Raw genomic sequence first — 16243 nt, forward strand, 5'->3', positions numbered from 1 at the left:
CAGCGGATGGAAATCCAGCGGCACCAGGCTGCCATAGACGATGAAGGCGATGTACGCCAGCCAGGCGAGGAGGCGATGGGTCAAACGGAGGTCAGGGCCGCCTGGTGGTTGACTCGTTGACTCGATGTGGGACATGGGGACTCCCTGCGTGGCGCAGTCGCCACGGGGTTCAAGCGTCAGGTGCAGGTCTCTATCCAACGTACTAACGCCAGTCAGCGCTAAACCTCATTCTTCCTGCGAGAGACTTGCCCTATGCGCCGCTCCAGGAAAGCGAGCGTCAGGGCGGATTGACGTTGTGCGTATATCGAGAGCCCAATAAGAACTGCCCCGCTCACGCGGGGCAGTTCTCTTGCGTTCAACGCAAGGCCGTGTTCCTGCGCCGACTTCGTGCTCCAATTGCCAGTGGTTCTATCTTGACGGTGAGAGTGCTCAACAGCCGCTACCGATGCTAGGCTTGATTTTGGCCACGATCTCGGGTCCGGTGCCACAAAAACTGTGCGTGCCATCCGTATTGGCCCAGACCGAATAGGAATAGGTTCCACCACCACCCAAATATGTGTGCGTGACGAAGACAGCTCGGTTGTTCGCACCCGTAACCGCCCAAGTGCCAACTTTCTCCGAGGGATCCATTGGGTTTGTCCCTCTCTTGTAGTCCCAGAGTTCACCTCCGGCCCGATGCTCTTCTTGCCATGTCATGGGATCCGTCGTAACAGCGGGAACGCACACCGTCTTGCCGGACAACAATTCGTTGAGGCTGCCTGGGCCGGAAATGGTATTCACGCGGACCGAAGGAAGAGCGCATGCGGCTGCTGCTTCCCCTGAGACACCGGCTGCCGCCAAACTGAGGGCGCCGGCAACGATCAAGGCTTTCATGGTGATTCTCCTCTGGAAATGAAACAAGACTTTACGACGTTCGGAATGAAAAGTGCCGACCAGACAAGGCCTGGCCGGCATTTTACTTCGCTTTCAGCAGCCTCTTCGTGCCTGTGCGACGCTGCTGCGGGTAGTTTCCAGACGCAATCAGCTCTGCCGGCGCTTGCGCGAGGTGGCCATGCCCAGCAGGCCCAAGGCCAGCAAAGCGACTGATCCCGGCTCAGGCACGCCAGGCGTCGTGCCGGTGTCCACTCTGAAGTTTGAAATCGTCAGATCCGCTGAGCCAAACTGGTTCTCCTTGCTCTGGACATAGAACCCGAAGACTTCAGCTGCGCCAACAGCGAAGGACCAGGCGCCATTCTGGTTGTTGCCGCCGGCGTCGGCGGTTAGCTGGATCGTTGTGCCGTTGAGCACCACATAGCCAGCGGGGTCCCATTCCGGCCCCCCCGGGATTCCCAAGCCAGGATCCCCGTTGTCTCTCGAAACGTAAAGCCAGTCAAAATAGACCGTCCCTGCACTTGGGGCAGCGATGGTGAAGCTCGTCAGGGTTAGCGGCTGATTTGCAACACCGTCAGAGCCGGTTATCTTGATGGAGCCGGGCGCGCCCGCGGTGTCGACGGTCCCGTTGCCCCCGCTGGTATTGGTGAGCGTCCAGTTCGTCGGGTCGTAGGCGCCGCTGAAGTCGGCCGCTGCAGTGGTCGAAAAGCCGATCAAGGCGGCCGCCACTGCTCCGTAGAGCGTTGTTGCAAGAGATTTTTTCATGTTGAAGTCCTTTACCATGGGATTATGAGTTGCTGCTTGGGAATAAGCATGATCCATGCCACAAAAGCTGATGTCCCTATAATCAACAACTTACCGGGTTTGCTGCTGCTGTAGCCTTGGTCAGTGTAAAAATTATCGACAGTCAACGGATGTCGCGTTCACAGCGGGTGCCAAGCTGGCTGCCGAGCGCATCCGCGCTGCCGCCAGTCGGGGATTTCGTGCCGACAGGCGCGGCATGCCCTGGCTGGCGAGCCGGCCACATTCACACAGTTGATTGGACGGGCGCCGCTGGCGTTTGCTAAGTTGCGCGCTGAACTTCAATAAATCCGGCGCTTGCGCTGGGCTGATGGGGGAGGACAGACGATGAACGAAGTGCCTGCACTACCGGGTTTCGTCGGCAACTCGGCAACGTTCCGGGAGATGCTGGCCATTCTCGGCCGCATTGCCCGCTACGACACGACCGTGCTGGTCAGCGGTGAAACCGGCACCGGCAAGGAGATGGCCGCGCGAGCCATCCACTATCAGGGGCAACGGCGCGATCGGCCTTTCATCCCGGTGAACTGCGGCGCGCTGCCCGATCACCTGGTCGAAAACGAGCTCTTCGGCCACGCCCGGGGCGCCTACACCGATGCGCGAGAGAGCCAGCTCGGCTTGATCGCCCAGGCCGAGGGCGGCACCCTGTTTCTTGACGAAGTTGACACCCTGACCGCCAAGGCGCAGGTCAGTCTGCTGCGCTTTCTGCAGGATGGCCAGTATCGCCGCCTGGGCAGCAGCCGCACCGAGAAAGCCGATGTGCGCATCGTCGCGGCGTGCAACAGCGATCTGGCGGGAAGCGTCGATCGGCAGGAGTTTCGCGCCGACCTTTACTACCGCCTGACGGCCATGGAACTGCAAGTGCCGCCGCTGCGCGAGCGCGAGTACGACGCGGTCCTGCTGGCCCGCCAGGTGGTTGCCGAAGCCGCCAGCCAGTACCATCTGACGGTGAAGGACCTGCATCCCGATACCGTGCACTGGCTGCTCGCCTATTCCTGGCCGGGTAACGTTCGCGAGCTGCAGAATCGCATCCAGCGCGAATTCCTGCTCTGCGACGGGCCGCAGATCGTGGTCCGCGAGATGGTGCCCGACAGCGACCGCCGCTGCCAGCCCGATCGCCGCATCGCCGCGCCGACGACGCTCAATTTCAACGAGGCCAAGCAGCAGGTGCTACAGTCTTTCGAACGCAGCCAGCTGCTGCGCCTGATGTCCGAATGCGCCGGCAACGTTTCCAGCGCCGCTCGCCTGGCCGGCAAGGAGCGGCGCGCGCTGGGCAAACTGCTCAAGAAACACGGCATCGAGCCGGACCACTTCCGGCACAGCTGAATCCTTCCGTTTGAGCTGCTGATGCGGGTAGCCTCGCGGCTGTCCCGTGCGGCAGGCGAGCGCATCCCTGAGCGCCGGCTGATCGGCGTTGCCCCCTGGCGTTCGCCAATCGCCCTGACACCAAGGTGCATAGCACGAAGATTGCTTGCAGATCGGTGTTGCTTCACGGAAGTGAGCCCATGCACCCGCAGCCTCGCCTCACCGAGGTGGTCGACGCCATCCTGCGCTACCTGCATCGCCATCCGGACGCCGCCGACACCGTAGACGGCATCTGCGAATGGTGGCTGCCGCCGCAGTGGCGGGTCGATAGTCAACGCGTCGAAGCGGCCCTGACCCGCATGGAGGCGCAGGGACTGGTGCGCCGGCGCGAGAACGCCGACCGGCACGTTCTCTTTTCGCGTGCGAACGATGATCTCGACGACTTTTCCGCGCCGCAGTAGCGCCCTGGACAGGCCGTAAGTGCCGACCGGCGGCGCTATCCCTAGCGCCGACTGGGGCGAATTTGACCCGCCCGGGTCGCAGCAGACCCGGCCCCGCCGCGCTGCCGGCGCCAATCCCGAAGACTCCTCTGTGCCGCTGTTTTCATGGCGGATTGCGTAGCGCGTCGACGGCCTGCCGGTGACGATCGGGGCCGCGCTGCCGCTGCGGGAGTGGGTCGAATTCGACCCGGCCAGCTGCAGTAAGCCGTGTCGCTTCGCCGAAAAGCGCACCGATACATGGAGTTAAATCGGCGCCACGAACTGGCACGGGGCTTGCTGCAAGCCCTTGGAGACGCGTCGACTGGCCGTTCGCCGGAATGCGGGAAGCCAGCAGGCGACGCCGATCAGCGCAACAGGCCGTGCCGCAAGGCGGCTGATCATCGAGGAGACTGCAAGCGCATGGCAGGTTTTACGGGCATTGCCGCTGTCGGGAAAAGTATCGAGCGCGTGCTCGCGCGCGCCTTTCTCGAACGCGAGCCGGTGCCGGGCAAGAAGACCAAGGCGGTGCTGATTCGTACCGAAGAACTCAGCGACGCGCTGTCGAAGAAGGCGATCGGTGAGAACGCCCTGTCGATCCTGCTCTACCGGGTAGACTTCAACAACACCATGCGTGCGGCCTGGTCGGCGGTCGGCAATGCCGATGGCCGCGGCCATCTGGCGCTCGACCTGCATTACCTGCTGACGCCGTGGGCGGAGAATGCCGAGCATCAGCACATGATCCTTGGGCGAACGATGCAGGTGCTCGAGCGCGCGCCGGTCCTCTCCGGGCCGCTGCTTTATTCGCCGGCCCTGCCGGCAACGGCGGAATACGCCGGTGAACCACAGGCGGCGCCGACCGACGCCGTGCAGCTGCTGCTCGAGGAAATCTCGACCGAAGCTCTGATGCGCACTTTCGACTCGCTGCCCAGCGACTACCGCCTGTCGGTTCCTTATCTGGCGCGCGTGGTGCGCATCGATACCGCCGAAGCGCTGGTCACGCCGCCGGTGACCGACGCCGATATCCGCCTGCGAGTGAGCACATGAGTGCGCTGGCGAGTGTCCCCTCGCTGGGCATCGACGATACGGTCGAGGTCAGCCGCGTCAGCCATCGGCTGGTGCTGGGCATCCAGTGGCTGGACGCGCTGACCGGCATGCCGGTGCCCGGCGATTGGGTCAACGATCTCGAAGCGGTCGGCAGCCGCGCCGGTCTGCAGCGCTTCGAGCGCCACCCGCAAGCGCGCCAGGCGCTACGCCATGCCGGGCGTCTGGCGAAAGTGCTGCGGCTGGCTGCTGCCGACAAGGTCGCCGCGCCTCCGGCCGACGTCGCCGACGATCAGACCAACTTCGTCGTGCGCGCTTTCGCCCGCCGCGATCCACGTCATCTCCACTACCGCAGCGACAACGATCCGCGCCAGTATGTACCGCGCCGCCTGTCGCTGACCCCGGTGCAAAGCGATGGCGTACCGCCGTCCTCGGTGGCCAATATCCGTACCGCCTGGCTATGGCCCGGTGCCACCTATCCGCTGGCCGCCAACGCCTCGGCCATTCGCGGCTGCATCCGCCGTGGCGCCGCGTTGTCCAGCGCCGTGCCGGTGCCCTGGGCGCGCGTGGTGCTCACCCGGCCGGGCGCCGCACCGGTGAACTTCGCCGGCGAAACGCAGCTGGCCTGGGCGCATGGCGATGATCGCGGTGAGTTTCTGGTGCTGCTCGGGGCGCAGGCCGTCCCCGGTGGCGTCGTTCTGCCGGCGACCATCGCCCTGCGGCTATGGGTTTTCCTGCCGCCAGCAGCGCCTCTCGATGCTGGCGATCCGCTGGCCAGCCTGGCGCTCGAAGTCGCCGCTGGCGACCCGCTCAATGACGTGCTCAGGGGGACGGCGATTCCGGCCGGCTACCTGATGCAAGCCGGTTTCATCGACCTCACGCTGCAACCCGGCGTGGTGTCCGCAGTAAGCGATGCCGACCTGCTCTTTGCCTAGTCGGCCGGAATGGGGCCTGCGGTGCGTACCGCAGCACCTTTTTTGTTTTATGACCACTGTCGAACAGAGGGGAACACCATGCCCGAGTATCTAGCACCTGGCGTTTATGTCGAGGAGGTCAGCTTCCGCTCCAAGTCGATCGAAGGCGTGCCGACCAGCACCACCGGTTTTGCCGGCGTGACCCGCTTCGGGCCGGTGCAGTACACGGCGGGGCCGACGGGGCCAGCGATTACCAAGCCGCGGTTGATTACTTCCTTTACCGAATTCGAGCGCGTCTACGGCAGCCTGGCGCCACTGGATCTGGCGACCGGTGAGCGTACCGCCTACCTGGCGCACGCTGCGCGTGCCTTTTTCAACAATGGCGGCCGACGGCTGTACGTGTCGCGCGTTTTTGCCCCGGCGGCGGGCCAGACGGCCGCCGACTACATCGCCAAGCTGACCGTCCCGACGACCCTGGGTGCCGCCGCCTGGCGGGCGCGCTGGCCGGGCGAGGACGGCAACGTCCTGGTTGACACGCAGGTCGTGCGCAGCAAGAACCTGGCCTTCGAGCACTCGCTGGTGGTTGGTGACATCCTCGCCAAACACACCTGGGGCGTGCAGGTGAAAAGCGTTCGCGCCGGCGCCGTGGTCGAAGTCACGGCGCCCTTGCCGGCGGTCGCGCCGACCGGCAACGCGGCACTGGTGGCCGGCGACCTGCGGGTGCTCAGCGTCGATAGCAGCGGCCGCCAGAGTTTCATCGACAGCACAGGACTGGCGGTGCCGGTTGCCGCCGGCTCGCAGATCTCGCTGGTCGAACTGCGCGTCACGGTCTACGGCCCCGAGGGCCGCATCGACAGCTACGACCAGCTCGGTGCGCATCGCGATCAGCGTCGCGACATCGGCAAGGTGCTCGAACTCGATGACCCCGAAGACGAGAACGCGATGGTCACTATCGACTGGGTTCCGGGCGCCAACGCCTTCGCCCCGGCGGCCCTGATGGTCGGTCTGCAGGCCGCCGACAAGCGGCTCAGCGGCGGCGGTGACGGCACCCTGCCGAGCGCCGACGATCTGCGCGGTAAGGAGGCCAATCCGGACGTCGTCAGCGAGCGCGCCACCGGTCTCGAAGCGCTCGGTGAACTCGAGGATATCGCCATCGTCGCGCTGCCCGACGGCGGCGCCATGCTCGACGACGACTCGATCCAGATGGCCGCCGACCACCTCATCTCCCATGCCGAAAAGTATCGCTACCGCATCGCTGTCCTCGACGCCGCGGCCAACAGCTCGATCTCCGAGATTCGCGAGTTCCGCGGCAGGTTCGACAGCAAGTACGCCGCGCTCTACCACCCCTGGATCGAGATTCTCGACCCGCTGTTCCCGAGCGTGCCGGGCGTGCCGCCGCGCAAGCTGACGCTGCCACCGTCCGGTTTCGTTTGTGGCATCTATGCGCGCAACGACATCGAGCGTGGTGTGCACAAGGCGCCGGCCAACGAGGTGGTGCGTGGCCTGACCCGGTTCGAGATCAACATCAACAAGGCGCGCCAGGACGTGCTCAACCCCGAGGGCGTCAACTGCCTGCGCTTCTTCGATGGCCGCGGCAACCGCGTCTGGGGTGCGCGCACGATCAGTTCGGATCCGGAATGGAAGTACGTCAACGTCCGCCGGCTGTTCATCTACGTCGAGCACTCGCTCGAAAAGGCCACCCAGTGGGCGGTTTTCGAACCCAACAACGAGCGCCTGTGGACCAACATCCGGAGCATGGTCGAAGACTTCCTCTACGTGCTGTGGCGTGACGGTGCGCTGATCGGCGCCAAGCCCGAAGAGGCCTATTTCGTTCGCTGCGACCGCACCACGATGACCCAGAACGATCTCGACAATGGCCGCATGATCTGCCTGGTCGGGATGGCGCCGAGCCGGCCGGCCGAGTACGTGATCTTCCGCGTCGGTCAATGGACCGCCGACAGCAAGAGCTGATTGAGGAGAAACCAAGATGGCAACCCAACGCAACAATCCCTACGGCGCCTTCAATTTCCTGGTCTCGCTCGGCAATGGCAGCGAGACCAGCGTAATTGCCGGTTTTTCCGATGCCTCCGGTCTGGGTACCGAGATCAACTACGCCGAGTACCGCAACGGCAACGATGTGGTCAATACCGTGCGCAAGGTGGCCAACACCTTCAAGCAGGAGGATGTCACGCTGAAGCGCGGGCTGATCGGCTCGACCGACCTCTTCCAGTGGGTGAAGGACGTTCGGGAAGGCGGCGACGGTCGCCGTACGGTGACCATCACCGTTCTCGACGAAGCGCGCAATCCGGTCGCCGCCTTCAAGCTGAACAACGCGCAACCGAAGAAATGGGTCGGTCCGACGCTGGCCGCCAAGGGCGGCGGGGAAGTGGCCATGGAGGAACTGCATCTGGTCCACGAAGGCCTCGAGTACGCCTAGGGACAGCGGCGCGTTGCGCGCCGGTGGCGAAGCGGCCCTGCAGCCCCGGGCCGTGCCGTCGTCGGCCGTGCTTGCCAACGCGTGCCCACCCACCAGCTGCGATCGATAAGCCATGCTGACCTCAGTCCGCTCCCCGCTCGGCGCTCCCGGCGTCTTTGCCTTGCCCGACGTACGCGTGCCGGTGCTGCACCCGCAGCGCATGGACGTCTGCGCTTTCGTCGGCGTCGCGCCGCGCGGCCCGGCGCGGGTGCCGCTGGTCGACCAGAACTGGCCGGCGGGCTATCGCATGGTCAGCGACGCGGCGCGGCCGCTGCGCCGCAGTGCGCCGGTGGCGGTGCGCAGTTTCGACGAGTACCAGTATCACTTCGGCGGCTTCGAGGGTCCCGGTCTGTTAGCGCACGCGGTCGCCAGCTACTTCGAGCAGGGCGGGCGGCTGGCCTGGATCGTACGCATCGTCTATTCCCGCAAGGCACCATTTGACAACGGCTGCGCCAGCGGCACGCTGCGTGGCGCCTTTGCCAGCGACCTCGCCTTCATCGCCCGCAACGAAGGCGAGTGGGGCAACCGGCTCAAGCTCTCCGTCAGCTTCACGGCAACCGCGCTGGGCTTCACCCTCGATGCGTCTGACGGTGTGCTGCTCGACCCGCGCAGTCCGCTGGCGGTCGGCAGTTGTCTGCGCCTGACCGACATTGCCGGCGGCGCGACACTGGCCTTCTGCGAGGGCATGCAGCGCGTGCGCGACAGCGAGCGGGCGAGAGAACGCTGGCTGCTGACGCTCGATGTGGTGCCAGCGCTGCCGCCGGTGCGTGTCGAGCTGGTCGCCGCCAGCGTGGCGATCGACGACGGCGCCGGCCGGCGCGAGCGCTTCGACAATCTGGCGCTGTCGCCGGATCATCCGCAGAGCCTCGCGAGCGTGCTCTGCGATCGCTCGACGCTGCTCTGGCCGCATCCCGACTGGGCGGCGACGCGGATCACTCCGGCCGACCTGCGCGTCGAATTCCTGCGCGGTGTCAGCGGTGCTTTTATCGGTGGTCGCGACGACTGGCAGGCGATTTCCCACGACGACTTTTTCGATAGCCACTGGTCGCCGGCCGACGAAAGCGGCGGCGAGGGGATCACCGTGCTGACCGACTGCGACAGCGCCACGCAATTGCTGCTGCCCGATCTTTACGTGCCGGCGCAGTGGGCTGGCCCGCAAACCATCGTCGAGTTGTCGGAGAGCAGCGCCGGTGCCGAATTCGCCGCCTGCCTCGAGCTGACGACTGCCAGCCAGGCCAGCCAGGTCGCTCCGAGCGCGCTTGCCGGACTGATCCTCGATCCGCGCACGCAGGGCGGTTTGAGCGCGATCATCGCCCTGCAGCAGCGGGTGCTCGAATTCTGCGAGAGCACCCAGGCGCTGATCGCCTTGTTCGACGTGCCGCCTGGTCTGTCGCAGGCGCGCATCGAACAGTGGCGGGCGCAGTTCGACAGTGGCTGGGCGGCTGCCTACCACCCCTGGCTGGTGCCGGCCCGACGCAACACCGAAGGTGCCGACCCGGCGCAGGCACGGCGCGACCAGTTGCCGCCGTCGGCGGTCGCTGCCGGCATCATCGCCCGCCGGGAGTTCGAGCGCGGCATCCAGTTCGGTCCGGCCAACGAGATCGCGCGCCAGATCATCCACCTCGCCGAAGCGCAGCCCGAAGGTCGCGCCGACGCCCTGCATCCGCAGTCCATCAACTGCTTCGTGCGCGTTCCCGATGGCATCGCGCTGGTCGCCGCGCGTACCCTGTCGCGCGAGCGTGACTGGCGGCAACTGTCGGTGCGGCGCTTGATCCTGATGTTGCGGCGAACGCTGCTGGTGGAGATGCAGTGGGCGGTGTTCGAACCGAATGGCCCGGCGCTCTGGCGCGATCTGCAACACGCCATCGAGAGCCTGTTGCGCGGTCTCTACCGTGCCGGCGCCTTCGTCGGACGCAGCGAGGCCGAGTCCTTCTTCGTCCGCCTGCATACCGACACCCCGCGTCTCGATCGCGGTGAGCTGCTGGTGGACATCGGCGTTGCCCCGGCCGAACCGCTGGAGTTCATTCTCGTCCGCCTGCGTCGCGACGGCGACGGCACGCTCAACCTCGAGGAATGAGAAGACCATGGCCGAGCCGCTGATCCTGCCCGCCTTCCGCTTCGAAGTGAAGCTGCTGCGCTCGCCCGACATCATCGCCGGCAGCCAGCGGCTGCCCGGTGCCGGCGATGGTTACAGCGCCTCGCAGGGGACGACGCTGCTCGGCACCGGCGCTTTCCAGGAGTGCACCGGACTGGAAATCGAGATGGACATCCAGGAGTACCAGGAGGGTGGTCGCAACAACGGCACCATCCGTCGCGTCGGCCGTGCCAAGTATCAGCCGCTGCTGCTCAAGCGCGGCATGTTCTACCAGCGCGACGGCGATGGCCAGGCCAACACCGATCTGTGGCACTGGCTGCAGCGGATCATCAACGGCGAACGCCCGGTGCCGCGCCATGACGGCATCGTCTACGTGATGAGCGCCGACCAGGCGGTGCGCGCCACCTGGATGTTCGATCGCGGCCTGCCGGCCAAGATTCGCGGCCCCGAACTGAACGCCAGGACCGGCGAGATCGCCATCGAGGAATTGTCGATCGCCCACGAAGGCCTGCGCCTGTTGCCGGCCGAGGTTGCCGCATGAGCGCCGCCGCCCGGCCGCCCGAAGGCGGCGCTCTTCCTCCCTCGGGGAGGTGGTCGCCTAGCGACCAGAGGGTCGCCATGACCGCCGCCCGGCCGCCCGAAGGCGGCGCTCTTCCTCCCTTGGGGAGGTGGTCGCGCAGTCACCGGAGGGTGGTTCAGTGAGCGCCCTGGTCAAGGCCCGCCTGGCCGAGATCGGCTCGGGCGACCGGCCAAGCGAAACGCCGAACAGCTCGGTCGCGGTGCAGTTCAATCCAACGACGCTGCGCGTGCAGATCTCGAACCGTACCGCCGGCGGCGCGCAGGCTGGCGCGCAGGCCCGCCAGCGTCCCGGCACCGGCGAGATGCAGGTCAGCTTCGACCTGGTCTTCGATACCGCCGATGAAGGAACGACGGCAGCTGGCGTCAGCGTGCTCGACAAGACGGCCACGGTCGAACGCTTCGTCCGTCCGCGTGGACCGCGTGCCGGCCAGGAAGCGCCGCCGCGGGTGCTCTTCGAATGGGGCAGCTTCCTGGTGCAGGGGACGATGGAGAGTGCCAACATCGATCTCGACCTGTTCGACGCCAATGGCGTGCCCTTGCGCGCCAAGGTGTCGGTGAGCATCAAGGGGCAGGACCCGCGCTGGACCTACACCCCGGCGCCGGCGCCGGCCAGCCCGGCGGCCGGTGCGGGTGCGGGTGGCACGCAGGCGCGTCCGGGCGCTGGCAGCGGGCTGCCGGCCGGTGCCCCCGGAACGCAGGGCAACAGCCAGTCGCCGGAGCGTATTGCGCAGGCCATGCCCGGCGAGAGTCTGGCGCAACTGGCGGTGCGCAACGGTTTCGCTCCGGCGGCCTGGCGGGCGCTGGCCGACGGCCTCGGCAATCCCCTGCAACTGAGCCTGGGGCAGGAAGTGCCCTTGCCCGCTGGTGCTGGCCGCGGTGTCGCCAGCGGTGCCGGCGCACAGGGCAGCGACCCGGCGCGAGCGGCTGCCAGCCTGCCCTTGGTCGCTGCGGGTGCGGCAGCGGGCGGTGGCAGCGGTGCCGGTGCCGGCGACAGCAGCCAGGGCGGCGTGCCGCGTGGCAGCGCCGGTAGCGGCATCGACCCGGTGCGCCAGGGGCAGGCACTGGCCAGCAAGGGCGGCCTCGGTGGGGCCATTGCCGAGGTCAAGAGCGACGCACATCGGCAGGGCGCGAGCAGCAGCCTGAGTGCTTTCGGTGTGGCTAGCGCAGACGTTGCCGACAGCGCCGACCGTCCCTGGGGCGCTGGCGTGCCGCTGCGCCCGAAGTTTGGCAGCGCCAGGCCAGCGGCGCGCCACGATCCGACCTTGCCGGGCTGGAGCAGCGCCGGCAAGCCCGCTGCTGGCGGGGCGTCGACCGTGAGCACCGCGGCTGTGCCGCGCAGCACGGCGGCAGCCGGCGATTGCGGTTGCCGAGGCAGGCGCTCGCGCCGTACGCCGTGAACCCGCTGTACGCCGCGAACCAATAGCGAGGAGAGAACATGCCGATTGAAATCAGGGAAGTGGACGCCGAGGTCGAGGTCGATGGCGGCGGCCAGGGCGCCGGTGAACCGGCGCGCAGCGAGGCCAGTGCCGAGGCCTTGTCGCGCTGGCAGGAACTCGCCCGCCGCGACGCGCAACTGGCCGCGCGCACGCAGGCCTGGGGTTTCGACGACTGAGCATGCCGACAACCAATGAGCGATAAAGCGCGAGCCTGAAACCATGCCCTTGATCCCTACGCCGCTGCAGGCCTCGACGATCCCCGAGATCCAGGTCGACGGGCGGGCCAACGCTGCGCTGGCGCGCGATGTTTCGCTGCTGCAGATCGACGAGGATTGCAGTGGCATGCGCCGCCTGCTGGCGACCTTCGTCGCCGTCGGGCCACGCGAAGGAGAGCGGAACGAGCAACTCAACTGGCTCGACGGCGAAGTGCTCGATTTCGGCAAGGAGTTGCGCGTGGCGCTGGGACCGAGCGATGCCAGAGAAGAGCTGTTCGCCGGCAAGCTCAGTGCGCTCGAACTGTCGATGGACCAGGGCCGGGCGCCCGAGGTCGTCTGCCTGGCCGAGGACCGCCTGATGGACCTGCGCATGACGCGGCGCTTCAAGACCTACGAGAACGTCAGTGAGGCCGATCTGCTGCAGCAGATTGCCGGCGAGCACGGCCTGCGCGCGGCTGCCGACGTCGACGGGCCGACCTGGCCGTTGGTGCAGCAATGGAACCTCAGCGATCTCGCCTTCCTGCGCGAGCGCGCGCGGCGGCTGGCCGCCGAAGTGTGGGTCGAGGACGACACCCTGCACATGGCGACGCGTGACCAGCGTCGCGGCAATGCGGTGACCCTGATCCAGGGCAGCAATCTGCTGCAGGTCCGGCTGCGCGCCGACCTTGCCGCGCAGCGCAGCAAGGTGGTGGTCGGCGGTTTCGACGACAACGACCAGGACGCCATCGACGAAGAGGCCGGCGACAGTCAGGTTGCCGGCGAGGCGCAGGGCAACAGGCATGGTCTGCAGGTGCTCGAGCGCGCGTTCGGCGAACGGGTCAGCTATCGGGTGCGCGAAGTGCCGCTCGCCGACGCCGAAGCGACGGCCATGGCGCGGGCGGCGCTGCTCGGTCGCGCCCGCCGTTTCGTCAGCGCCAGCGGCGTCGCCGATGGCAGCACGGCGATTCGCGTCGGCAGCCTGCTGCGCCTGGAGCGGGTCAGTCCGCTATTCGAGGGCGACGGCTACTACGTTACCCGGGTCCGCCACCAATATGATCAGAGCAGCGGCTACCGCACGCATTTCGACGCCGAACGCGCCTGGCTGGGGAGGGCGACATGAACGGCGACCCGCGCTTCCCGCGCGACGGCGAAGGCCCGCGCTGGTTCGGTCTCTACCCGGCGGTGGTCAGCGACCTGGTCGATCCCGACGGCAAGGGGCGGATCAAGGTCAAGATGCCCGCTTTCGGCACCGCCGGCGAAGCTGTTTTCGCCTGGGCGACGCTGCTCACGCCCTATGCCGACCGCGACCAGGGGCTGGAGATCCTGCCCGAAGTGGATTCGCAGGTGGTGCTGGCCTTCGAAGCCGGCGACCCGACCCGGCCGTACATCGTCGGCGCCTGCTGGAATGGCAGCCGCGGCTTGCCGGAGGCTGCCGATGCGGCCAACAACCTGCGCACCTGGAAGACGCGTTCGGGCAGCATGCTGCAGTTCGACGACCGCGAGGGCGCGGCCAAGGTCACCGTGTCGATGGCCAGCGGCCACCGCATCGTTCTCGACGACAGCGCGCAGGAACTCACTGTCGAACACAGCAACGGCTGCAAGATCAACATGAACATCGCCGGCCAGGTGACGATCACCGCCAACGCGACGGTCGAGGTCAATGCCTCGGCGGTCAATGTGCACGCGCCGATGGTCACTTGCGACGGCATCGTCCAGTGCACGACGCTGATCGCCTCCACCGGTGTCGTCTCACCCAGCTACACACCCGGAGCGGGGAACGTATGGTGATCACCAGACAAGCCACGCATGCCGCGCCGAACTGGCGCCTGGCCGGTCCGTGGTACCGCTGGCCCCGTCCGGGCCTGCCGGCGGATGGCCGCGTCAGCCGGCCGGCGATCCAGAAATTCGCCGGCGACGATTTCATCAAGGATTTCCTGGCGCGGCCGCAGCACTCGCTGAAGTACGACGAAACGATCGACGTGGTCAATGGCTACCAACTGGCGCAGGCGGGATCGTTCGCCGAGAAGGTGCTGTGCATGCTGCCACTGACGGCCGCCGGCAAGCCGGCCAAGCGCTTGGATGCCGACGGCAACGTGATCAAGGATCCGGTGTACCGCGCCCGCCTGGCGCCGACCGACCTGCGCAAGCTCTACCAGCCGGCGCACGACCGTCATTATCTGGTCACCTGCGAACTGCACTGCGACGAGCCGGGCTTTCCGCGCGTCGCCCGCCAGCAGGTCTGTCAAACCGGCTTCGTCGTTCGCCGCCGGCGCAGCAAACTGCCGCCAGGGGTGAGCGCGGCGATGGTTACCGAACAGGCCAAGCCAGTGCAGGCGCTGGCCGCCGATCTGCATGAGCTATTGACGCTCGACGCCGCCGCTACCGACCAGCAAGCGAGCAGCGGCCTGCGCGCCAATGCCCTCAGGCAGCAGGCATTGCTCGCCGAGCAGGAGAAACAGTCGAACTGGGCGGCGCTGCTCGCCGACAAGCGCGAGAAGCTCGAAAAGGAGCGGCAGAAGCTGCAGAAGTGGTACGACGAGAAGGGCATCGACGTCGAAATCGACGGCTGGTTCCCGACTGTCCAGGACGGCAAGAGCAGCCGCACCTACGGCGAGTGGCGTCATCTCGACAGCGCCGAAAAGCTGCACGCCGACCCCAGCGCCGGCGAGCGCCACTATCCGCTGTTCGCGCTTGTTCCCGACCCGCGTGAAACCCAGCATGACGCCGCCGGCCGCACGCTCTACTACGGCACGGTGCCCACCGGTGGCCTCGAGCACGACGGCAGCGGCGCGGCGCGCTTCGACGAGTTGACCACCTACGAGATCCGCTGCTTCGTTCGCCAGCATCATCCCTGCCCGCCGCAGGTCGGCAAGACGCCGGATTGTCACGGACCGGTGGTCTGGAGCCTGCCCAGCGAGGCCTTCCGCGTCGCCGCACCGTTCGACGTGCTCGGCGCGGCGAATCGCCCGGTGACGATCAAGATGCCTGATCTGCGCGAACTCGCCGCACAGGCGGCGACGCGGCCGCGCGGCAAGCTGTCGCCGATCCGCTTCGTGCAACCGCAACACCTGTCGCCGAAGGTCAAGGGCAAGGCCGCCGATGGCGGCGAGATGGGCGGCGAGGCGATCTGCAGCTTCTCGATCCCGCTGATCACGATCATCGCCCTGTTCGTGCTCAACCTGTTCCTGCCGATCGTGGTCTTCATTTTCAACCTGTGGTTCCTGCTCGTCTTCCGCTTCTGCATCCCGCCGCAGATCCAGGTCGCGGCCGGTCTCGATGCGGCGCTGGCGGTCACCCCGCCGAAGATCGATCTGGACGCCGAGTTCAGTGTCAAGGTCGACGGGCTGGACACGCTGGTCACCCCGGCCGCCCTGCACGCCGCGCTGACCAGCGGCGGCGACTCGATGAAGACGCGCATCAAGAGCGACATCGGCCTCGACGAAAACCCGGCCATCGATGACCTGAGCAACAACAGCCTCGGCCCGATCGACCAGACGCTGCAGGACAACGCCGCGCGTACGCCGGGCAGTGACGGCAGCCTGCCGCCGACCCCGCCGGTCGGCACGCCGCTGGTTTACGAGCAAGCGGTGACGCCGGTCTGGCCGCCTGCAGGAGCCGCCTGATGAACAGCCCGCTCAAGCGCTACGAACGCCTCGGTCAGGGACTCGGCCAGCCGATCCTCCCCGACGACGACGGTCGCCTGCCGGTGGTTTCCGGCCCGGAGAAGGTGCGCCAGGCCATGTTCACCATCCTCGACACCGAGCCTGGCGAGCGGGTGATGCGTGCCGATTTCGGCTGCGGTCTGCGCCGTTTCCTGATGGCGCCCAACAACCCGGCCACGCGTGCCGGCATCGAGCGCGAAATCGCGCAGTCGCTGGCACGCTGGGAACCGCGCGTCAAGGTGATGGGCGTCAAGGTGTCGCCGACCGACGACCGCGCCACGGTACTGATCGAGATTCACTACGCGCATGTGCTGGACGGTCGCCAGGACGTCCTTGTCTATCCCTTCTACCTGGAGCAGGCCTGATGAATCGCGCCGCAACCTGCAGCGCCGTC

16 protein-coding genes are annotated in these 16243 nt (G+C 66.9%); 14 read left to right on the forward strand and 2 right to left on the reverse strand.

The window, feature by feature from the left end:
* Window positions 1-429: 429 nt before the first annotated feature.
* Window positions 430-873, reverse strand: coding sequence for a hypothetical protein (locus tag RUW20_RS14610; RefSeq protein WP_313952961.1), 444 nt, complete (start codon window positions 871-873; stop codon window positions 430-432).
* A 147-nt stretch (window positions 874-1020) separates the two neighbouring features.
* On the reverse strand, window positions 1021-1692 hold the full coding sequence (locus tag RUW20_RS14615) for a PEP-CTERM sorting domain-containing protein (RefSeq protein ID WP_313952962.1): 672 nt from the start codon (window positions 1690-1692) through the stop codon (window positions 1021-1023).
* Between the two features lie 306 nt (window positions 1693-1998).
* On the opposite strand from RUW20_RS14615, the gene RUW20_RS14620 reads away from it, so the two are divergent.
* The 14 genes from RUW20_RS14620 to RUW20_RS14685 all read left to right on the forward strand — a co-directional run bounded on the left by RUW20_RS14620 (window position 1999) and on the right by RUW20_RS14685 (window position 16214).
* The gene (locus RUW20_RS14620) at window positions 1999-2994 is read left to right on the forward strand and encodes a sigma-54 dependent transcriptional regulator (protein ID WP_313952963.1); all 996 of its coding nucleotides are present in this window, start codon (window positions 1999-2001) and stop codon (window positions 2992-2994) included.
* A 179-nt stretch (window positions 2995-3173) separates the two neighbouring features.
* A complete protein-coding gene (locus RUW20_RS14625; RefSeq protein WP_313952964.1) occupies window positions 3174-3434 on the forward strand; it encodes a helix-turn-helix domain-containing protein in 261 nt (86 codons plus the stop codon).
* Window positions 3435-3872: 438 nt separating this feature from the next.
* The gene (locus RUW20_RS14630) at window positions 3873-4496 is read left to right on the forward strand and encodes a DUF4255 domain-containing protein (RefSeq protein WP_313952965.1); all 624 of its coding nucleotides are present in this window, start codon (window positions 3873-3875) and stop codon (window positions 4494-4496) included.
* Entirely contained in the window at window positions 4493-5428 is a 936-nt protein-coding gene (locus RUW20_RS14635) for a hypothetical protein (protein ID WP_313952966.1), read from the forward strand. The genes RUW20_RS14630 and RUW20_RS14635 overlap by 4 nt, the downstream gene beginning before the upstream one ends.
* A gap of 78 nt (window positions 5429-5506) precedes the next feature.
* Window positions 5507-7378: a phage tail sheath subtilisin-like domain-containing protein gene (locus tag RUW20_RS14640; protein WP_313952967.1), complete on the forward strand. Its 1872-nt coding sequence runs from the start codon at window positions 5507-5509 to the stop codon at window positions 7376-7378.
* A 16-nt stretch (window positions 7379-7394) separates the two neighbouring features.
* Window positions 7395-7844, forward strand: a complete 450-nt coding sequence (locus tag RUW20_RS14645; RefSeq protein WP_313952968.1) for a phage tail protein — start codon at window positions 7395-7397, stop codon at window positions 7842-7844.
* Window positions 7845-7956: 112 nt separating this feature from the next.
* Entirely contained in the window at window positions 7957-9960 is a 2004-nt protein-coding gene (locus tag RUW20_RS14650; RefSeq protein WP_313952969.1) for a phage tail sheath C-terminal domain-containing protein, read from the forward strand.
* Between the two features lie 7 nt (window positions 9961-9967).
* Window positions 9968-10519 (forward strand): phage tail protein, encoded by a 552-nt coding sequence (locus tag RUW20_RS14655; RefSeq protein WP_313952970.1) that lies wholly within the window; start codon window positions 9968-9970, stop codon window positions 10517-10519.
* Window positions 10520-10676: 157 nt separating this feature from the next.
* A complete protein-coding gene (locus RUW20_RS14660; RefSeq protein WP_313952971.1) occupies window positions 10677-11954 on the forward strand; it encodes a hypothetical protein in 1278 nt (425 codons plus the stop codon).
* A 38-nt stretch (window positions 11955-11992) separates the two neighbouring features.
* Complete coding sequence (locus tag RUW20_RS14665) at window positions 11993-12169, forward strand: hypothetical protein (RefSeq protein WP_313952972.1); 177 nt, start codon at window positions 11993-11995, stop codon at window positions 12167-12169.
* A 43-nt stretch (window positions 12170-12212) separates the two neighbouring features.
* On the forward strand, window positions 12213-13307 hold the full coding sequence (locus tag RUW20_RS14670) for a phage late control D family protein (protein ID WP_313952973.1): 1095 nt from the start codon (window positions 12213-12215) through the stop codon (window positions 13305-13307).
* On the forward strand, window positions 13304-13975 hold the full coding sequence (locus RUW20_RS14675; RefSeq protein WP_313952974.1) for a phage baseplate assembly protein V: 672 nt from the start codon (window positions 13304-13306) through the stop codon (window positions 13973-13975). The genes RUW20_RS14670 and RUW20_RS14675 overlap by 4 nt, the downstream gene beginning before the upstream one ends.
* Complete coding sequence (locus RUW20_RS14680; protein ID WP_313952975.1) at window positions 13972-15810, forward strand: hypothetical protein; 1839 nt, start codon at window positions 13972-13974, stop codon at window positions 15808-15810. The genes RUW20_RS14675 and RUW20_RS14680 overlap by 4 nt, the downstream gene beginning before the upstream one ends.
* Window positions 15810-16214 carry a GPW/gp25 family protein gene (locus RUW20_RS14685; RefSeq protein ID WP_313952976.1) on the forward strand — a complete coding sequence of 135 codons (405 nt, stop codon included), beginning with the start codon at window positions 15810-15812 and terminating at the stop codon, window positions 16212-16214. Before RUW20_RS14680 ends, RUW20_RS14685 begins: the two co-directional genes overlap by 1 nt.
* Window positions 16215-16243 lie beyond the last annotated feature (29 nt).

Source organism: Accumulibacter sp., assembly GCF_032229525.1.
Classification (GTDB): Bacteria; Pseudomonadota; Gammaproteobacteria; order Burkholderiales; family Rhodocyclaceae; genus Accumulibacter.

Excerpts from the sequence above, each read along its gene's own strand:
- RUW20_RS14625 (WP_313952964.1), top strand. The coding sequence starts at position 3,174 with ATGCACCCGCAGCCTCGCCTCACCGAGGTGGTCGACGCCATCCTGCGC.
- RUW20_RS14685 (WP_313952976.1), top strand. The coding sequence starts at position 15,810 with ATGAACAGCCCGCTCAAGCGCTACGAACGCCTCGGTCAGGGACTCGGC.
- RUW20_RS14650 (WP_313952969.1), top strand. The coding sequence starts at position 7,957 with ATGCTGACCTCAGTCCGCTCCCCGCTCGGCGCTCCCGGCGTCTTTGCC.
- RUW20_RS14675 (WP_313952974.1), top strand. The coding sequence starts at position 13,304 with ATGAACGGCGACCCGCGCTTCCCGCGCGACGGCGAAGGCCCGCGCTGG.
- RUW20_RS14620 (WP_313952963.1), top strand. The coding sequence starts at position 1,999 with ATGAACGAAGTGCCTGCACTACCGGGTTTCGTCGGCAACTCGGCAACG.
- RUW20_RS14635 (WP_313952966.1), top strand. The coding sequence starts at position 4,493 with ATGAGTGCGCTGGCGAGTGTCCCCTCGCTGGGCATCGACGATACGGTC.
- RUW20_RS14610 (WP_313952961.1), bottom strand. The coding sequence starts at position 873 with ATGAAAGCCTTGATCGTTGCCGGCGCCCTCAGTTTGGCGGCAGCCGGT.
- RUW20_RS14640 (WP_313952967.1), top strand. The coding sequence starts at position 5,507 with ATGCCCGAGTATCTAGCACCTGGCGTTTATGTCGAGGAGGTCAGCTTC.
- RUW20_RS14645 (WP_313952968.1), top strand. The coding sequence starts at position 7,395 with ATGGCAACCCAACGCAACAATCCCTACGGCGCCTTCAATTTCCTGGTC.
- RUW20_RS14665 (WP_313952972.1), top strand. The coding sequence starts at position 11,993 with ATGCCGATTGAAATCAGGGAAGTGGACGCCGAGGTCGAGGTCGATGGC.
- RUW20_RS14615 (WP_313952962.1), bottom strand. The coding sequence starts at position 1,692 with ATGGATCATGCTTATTCCCAAGCAGCAACTCATAATCCCATGGTAAAG.
- RUW20_RS14655 (WP_313952970.1), top strand. The coding sequence starts at position 9,968 with ATGGCCGAGCCGCTGATCCTGCCCGCCTTCCGCTTCGAAGTGAAGCTG.
- RUW20_RS14670 (WP_313952973.1), top strand. The coding sequence starts at position 12,213 with ATGCCCTTGATCCCTACGCCGCTGCAGGCCTCGACGATCCCCGAGATC.
- RUW20_RS14630 (WP_313952965.1), top strand. The coding sequence starts at position 3,873 with ATGGCAGGTTTTACGGGCATTGCCGCTGTCGGGAAAAGTATCGAGCGC.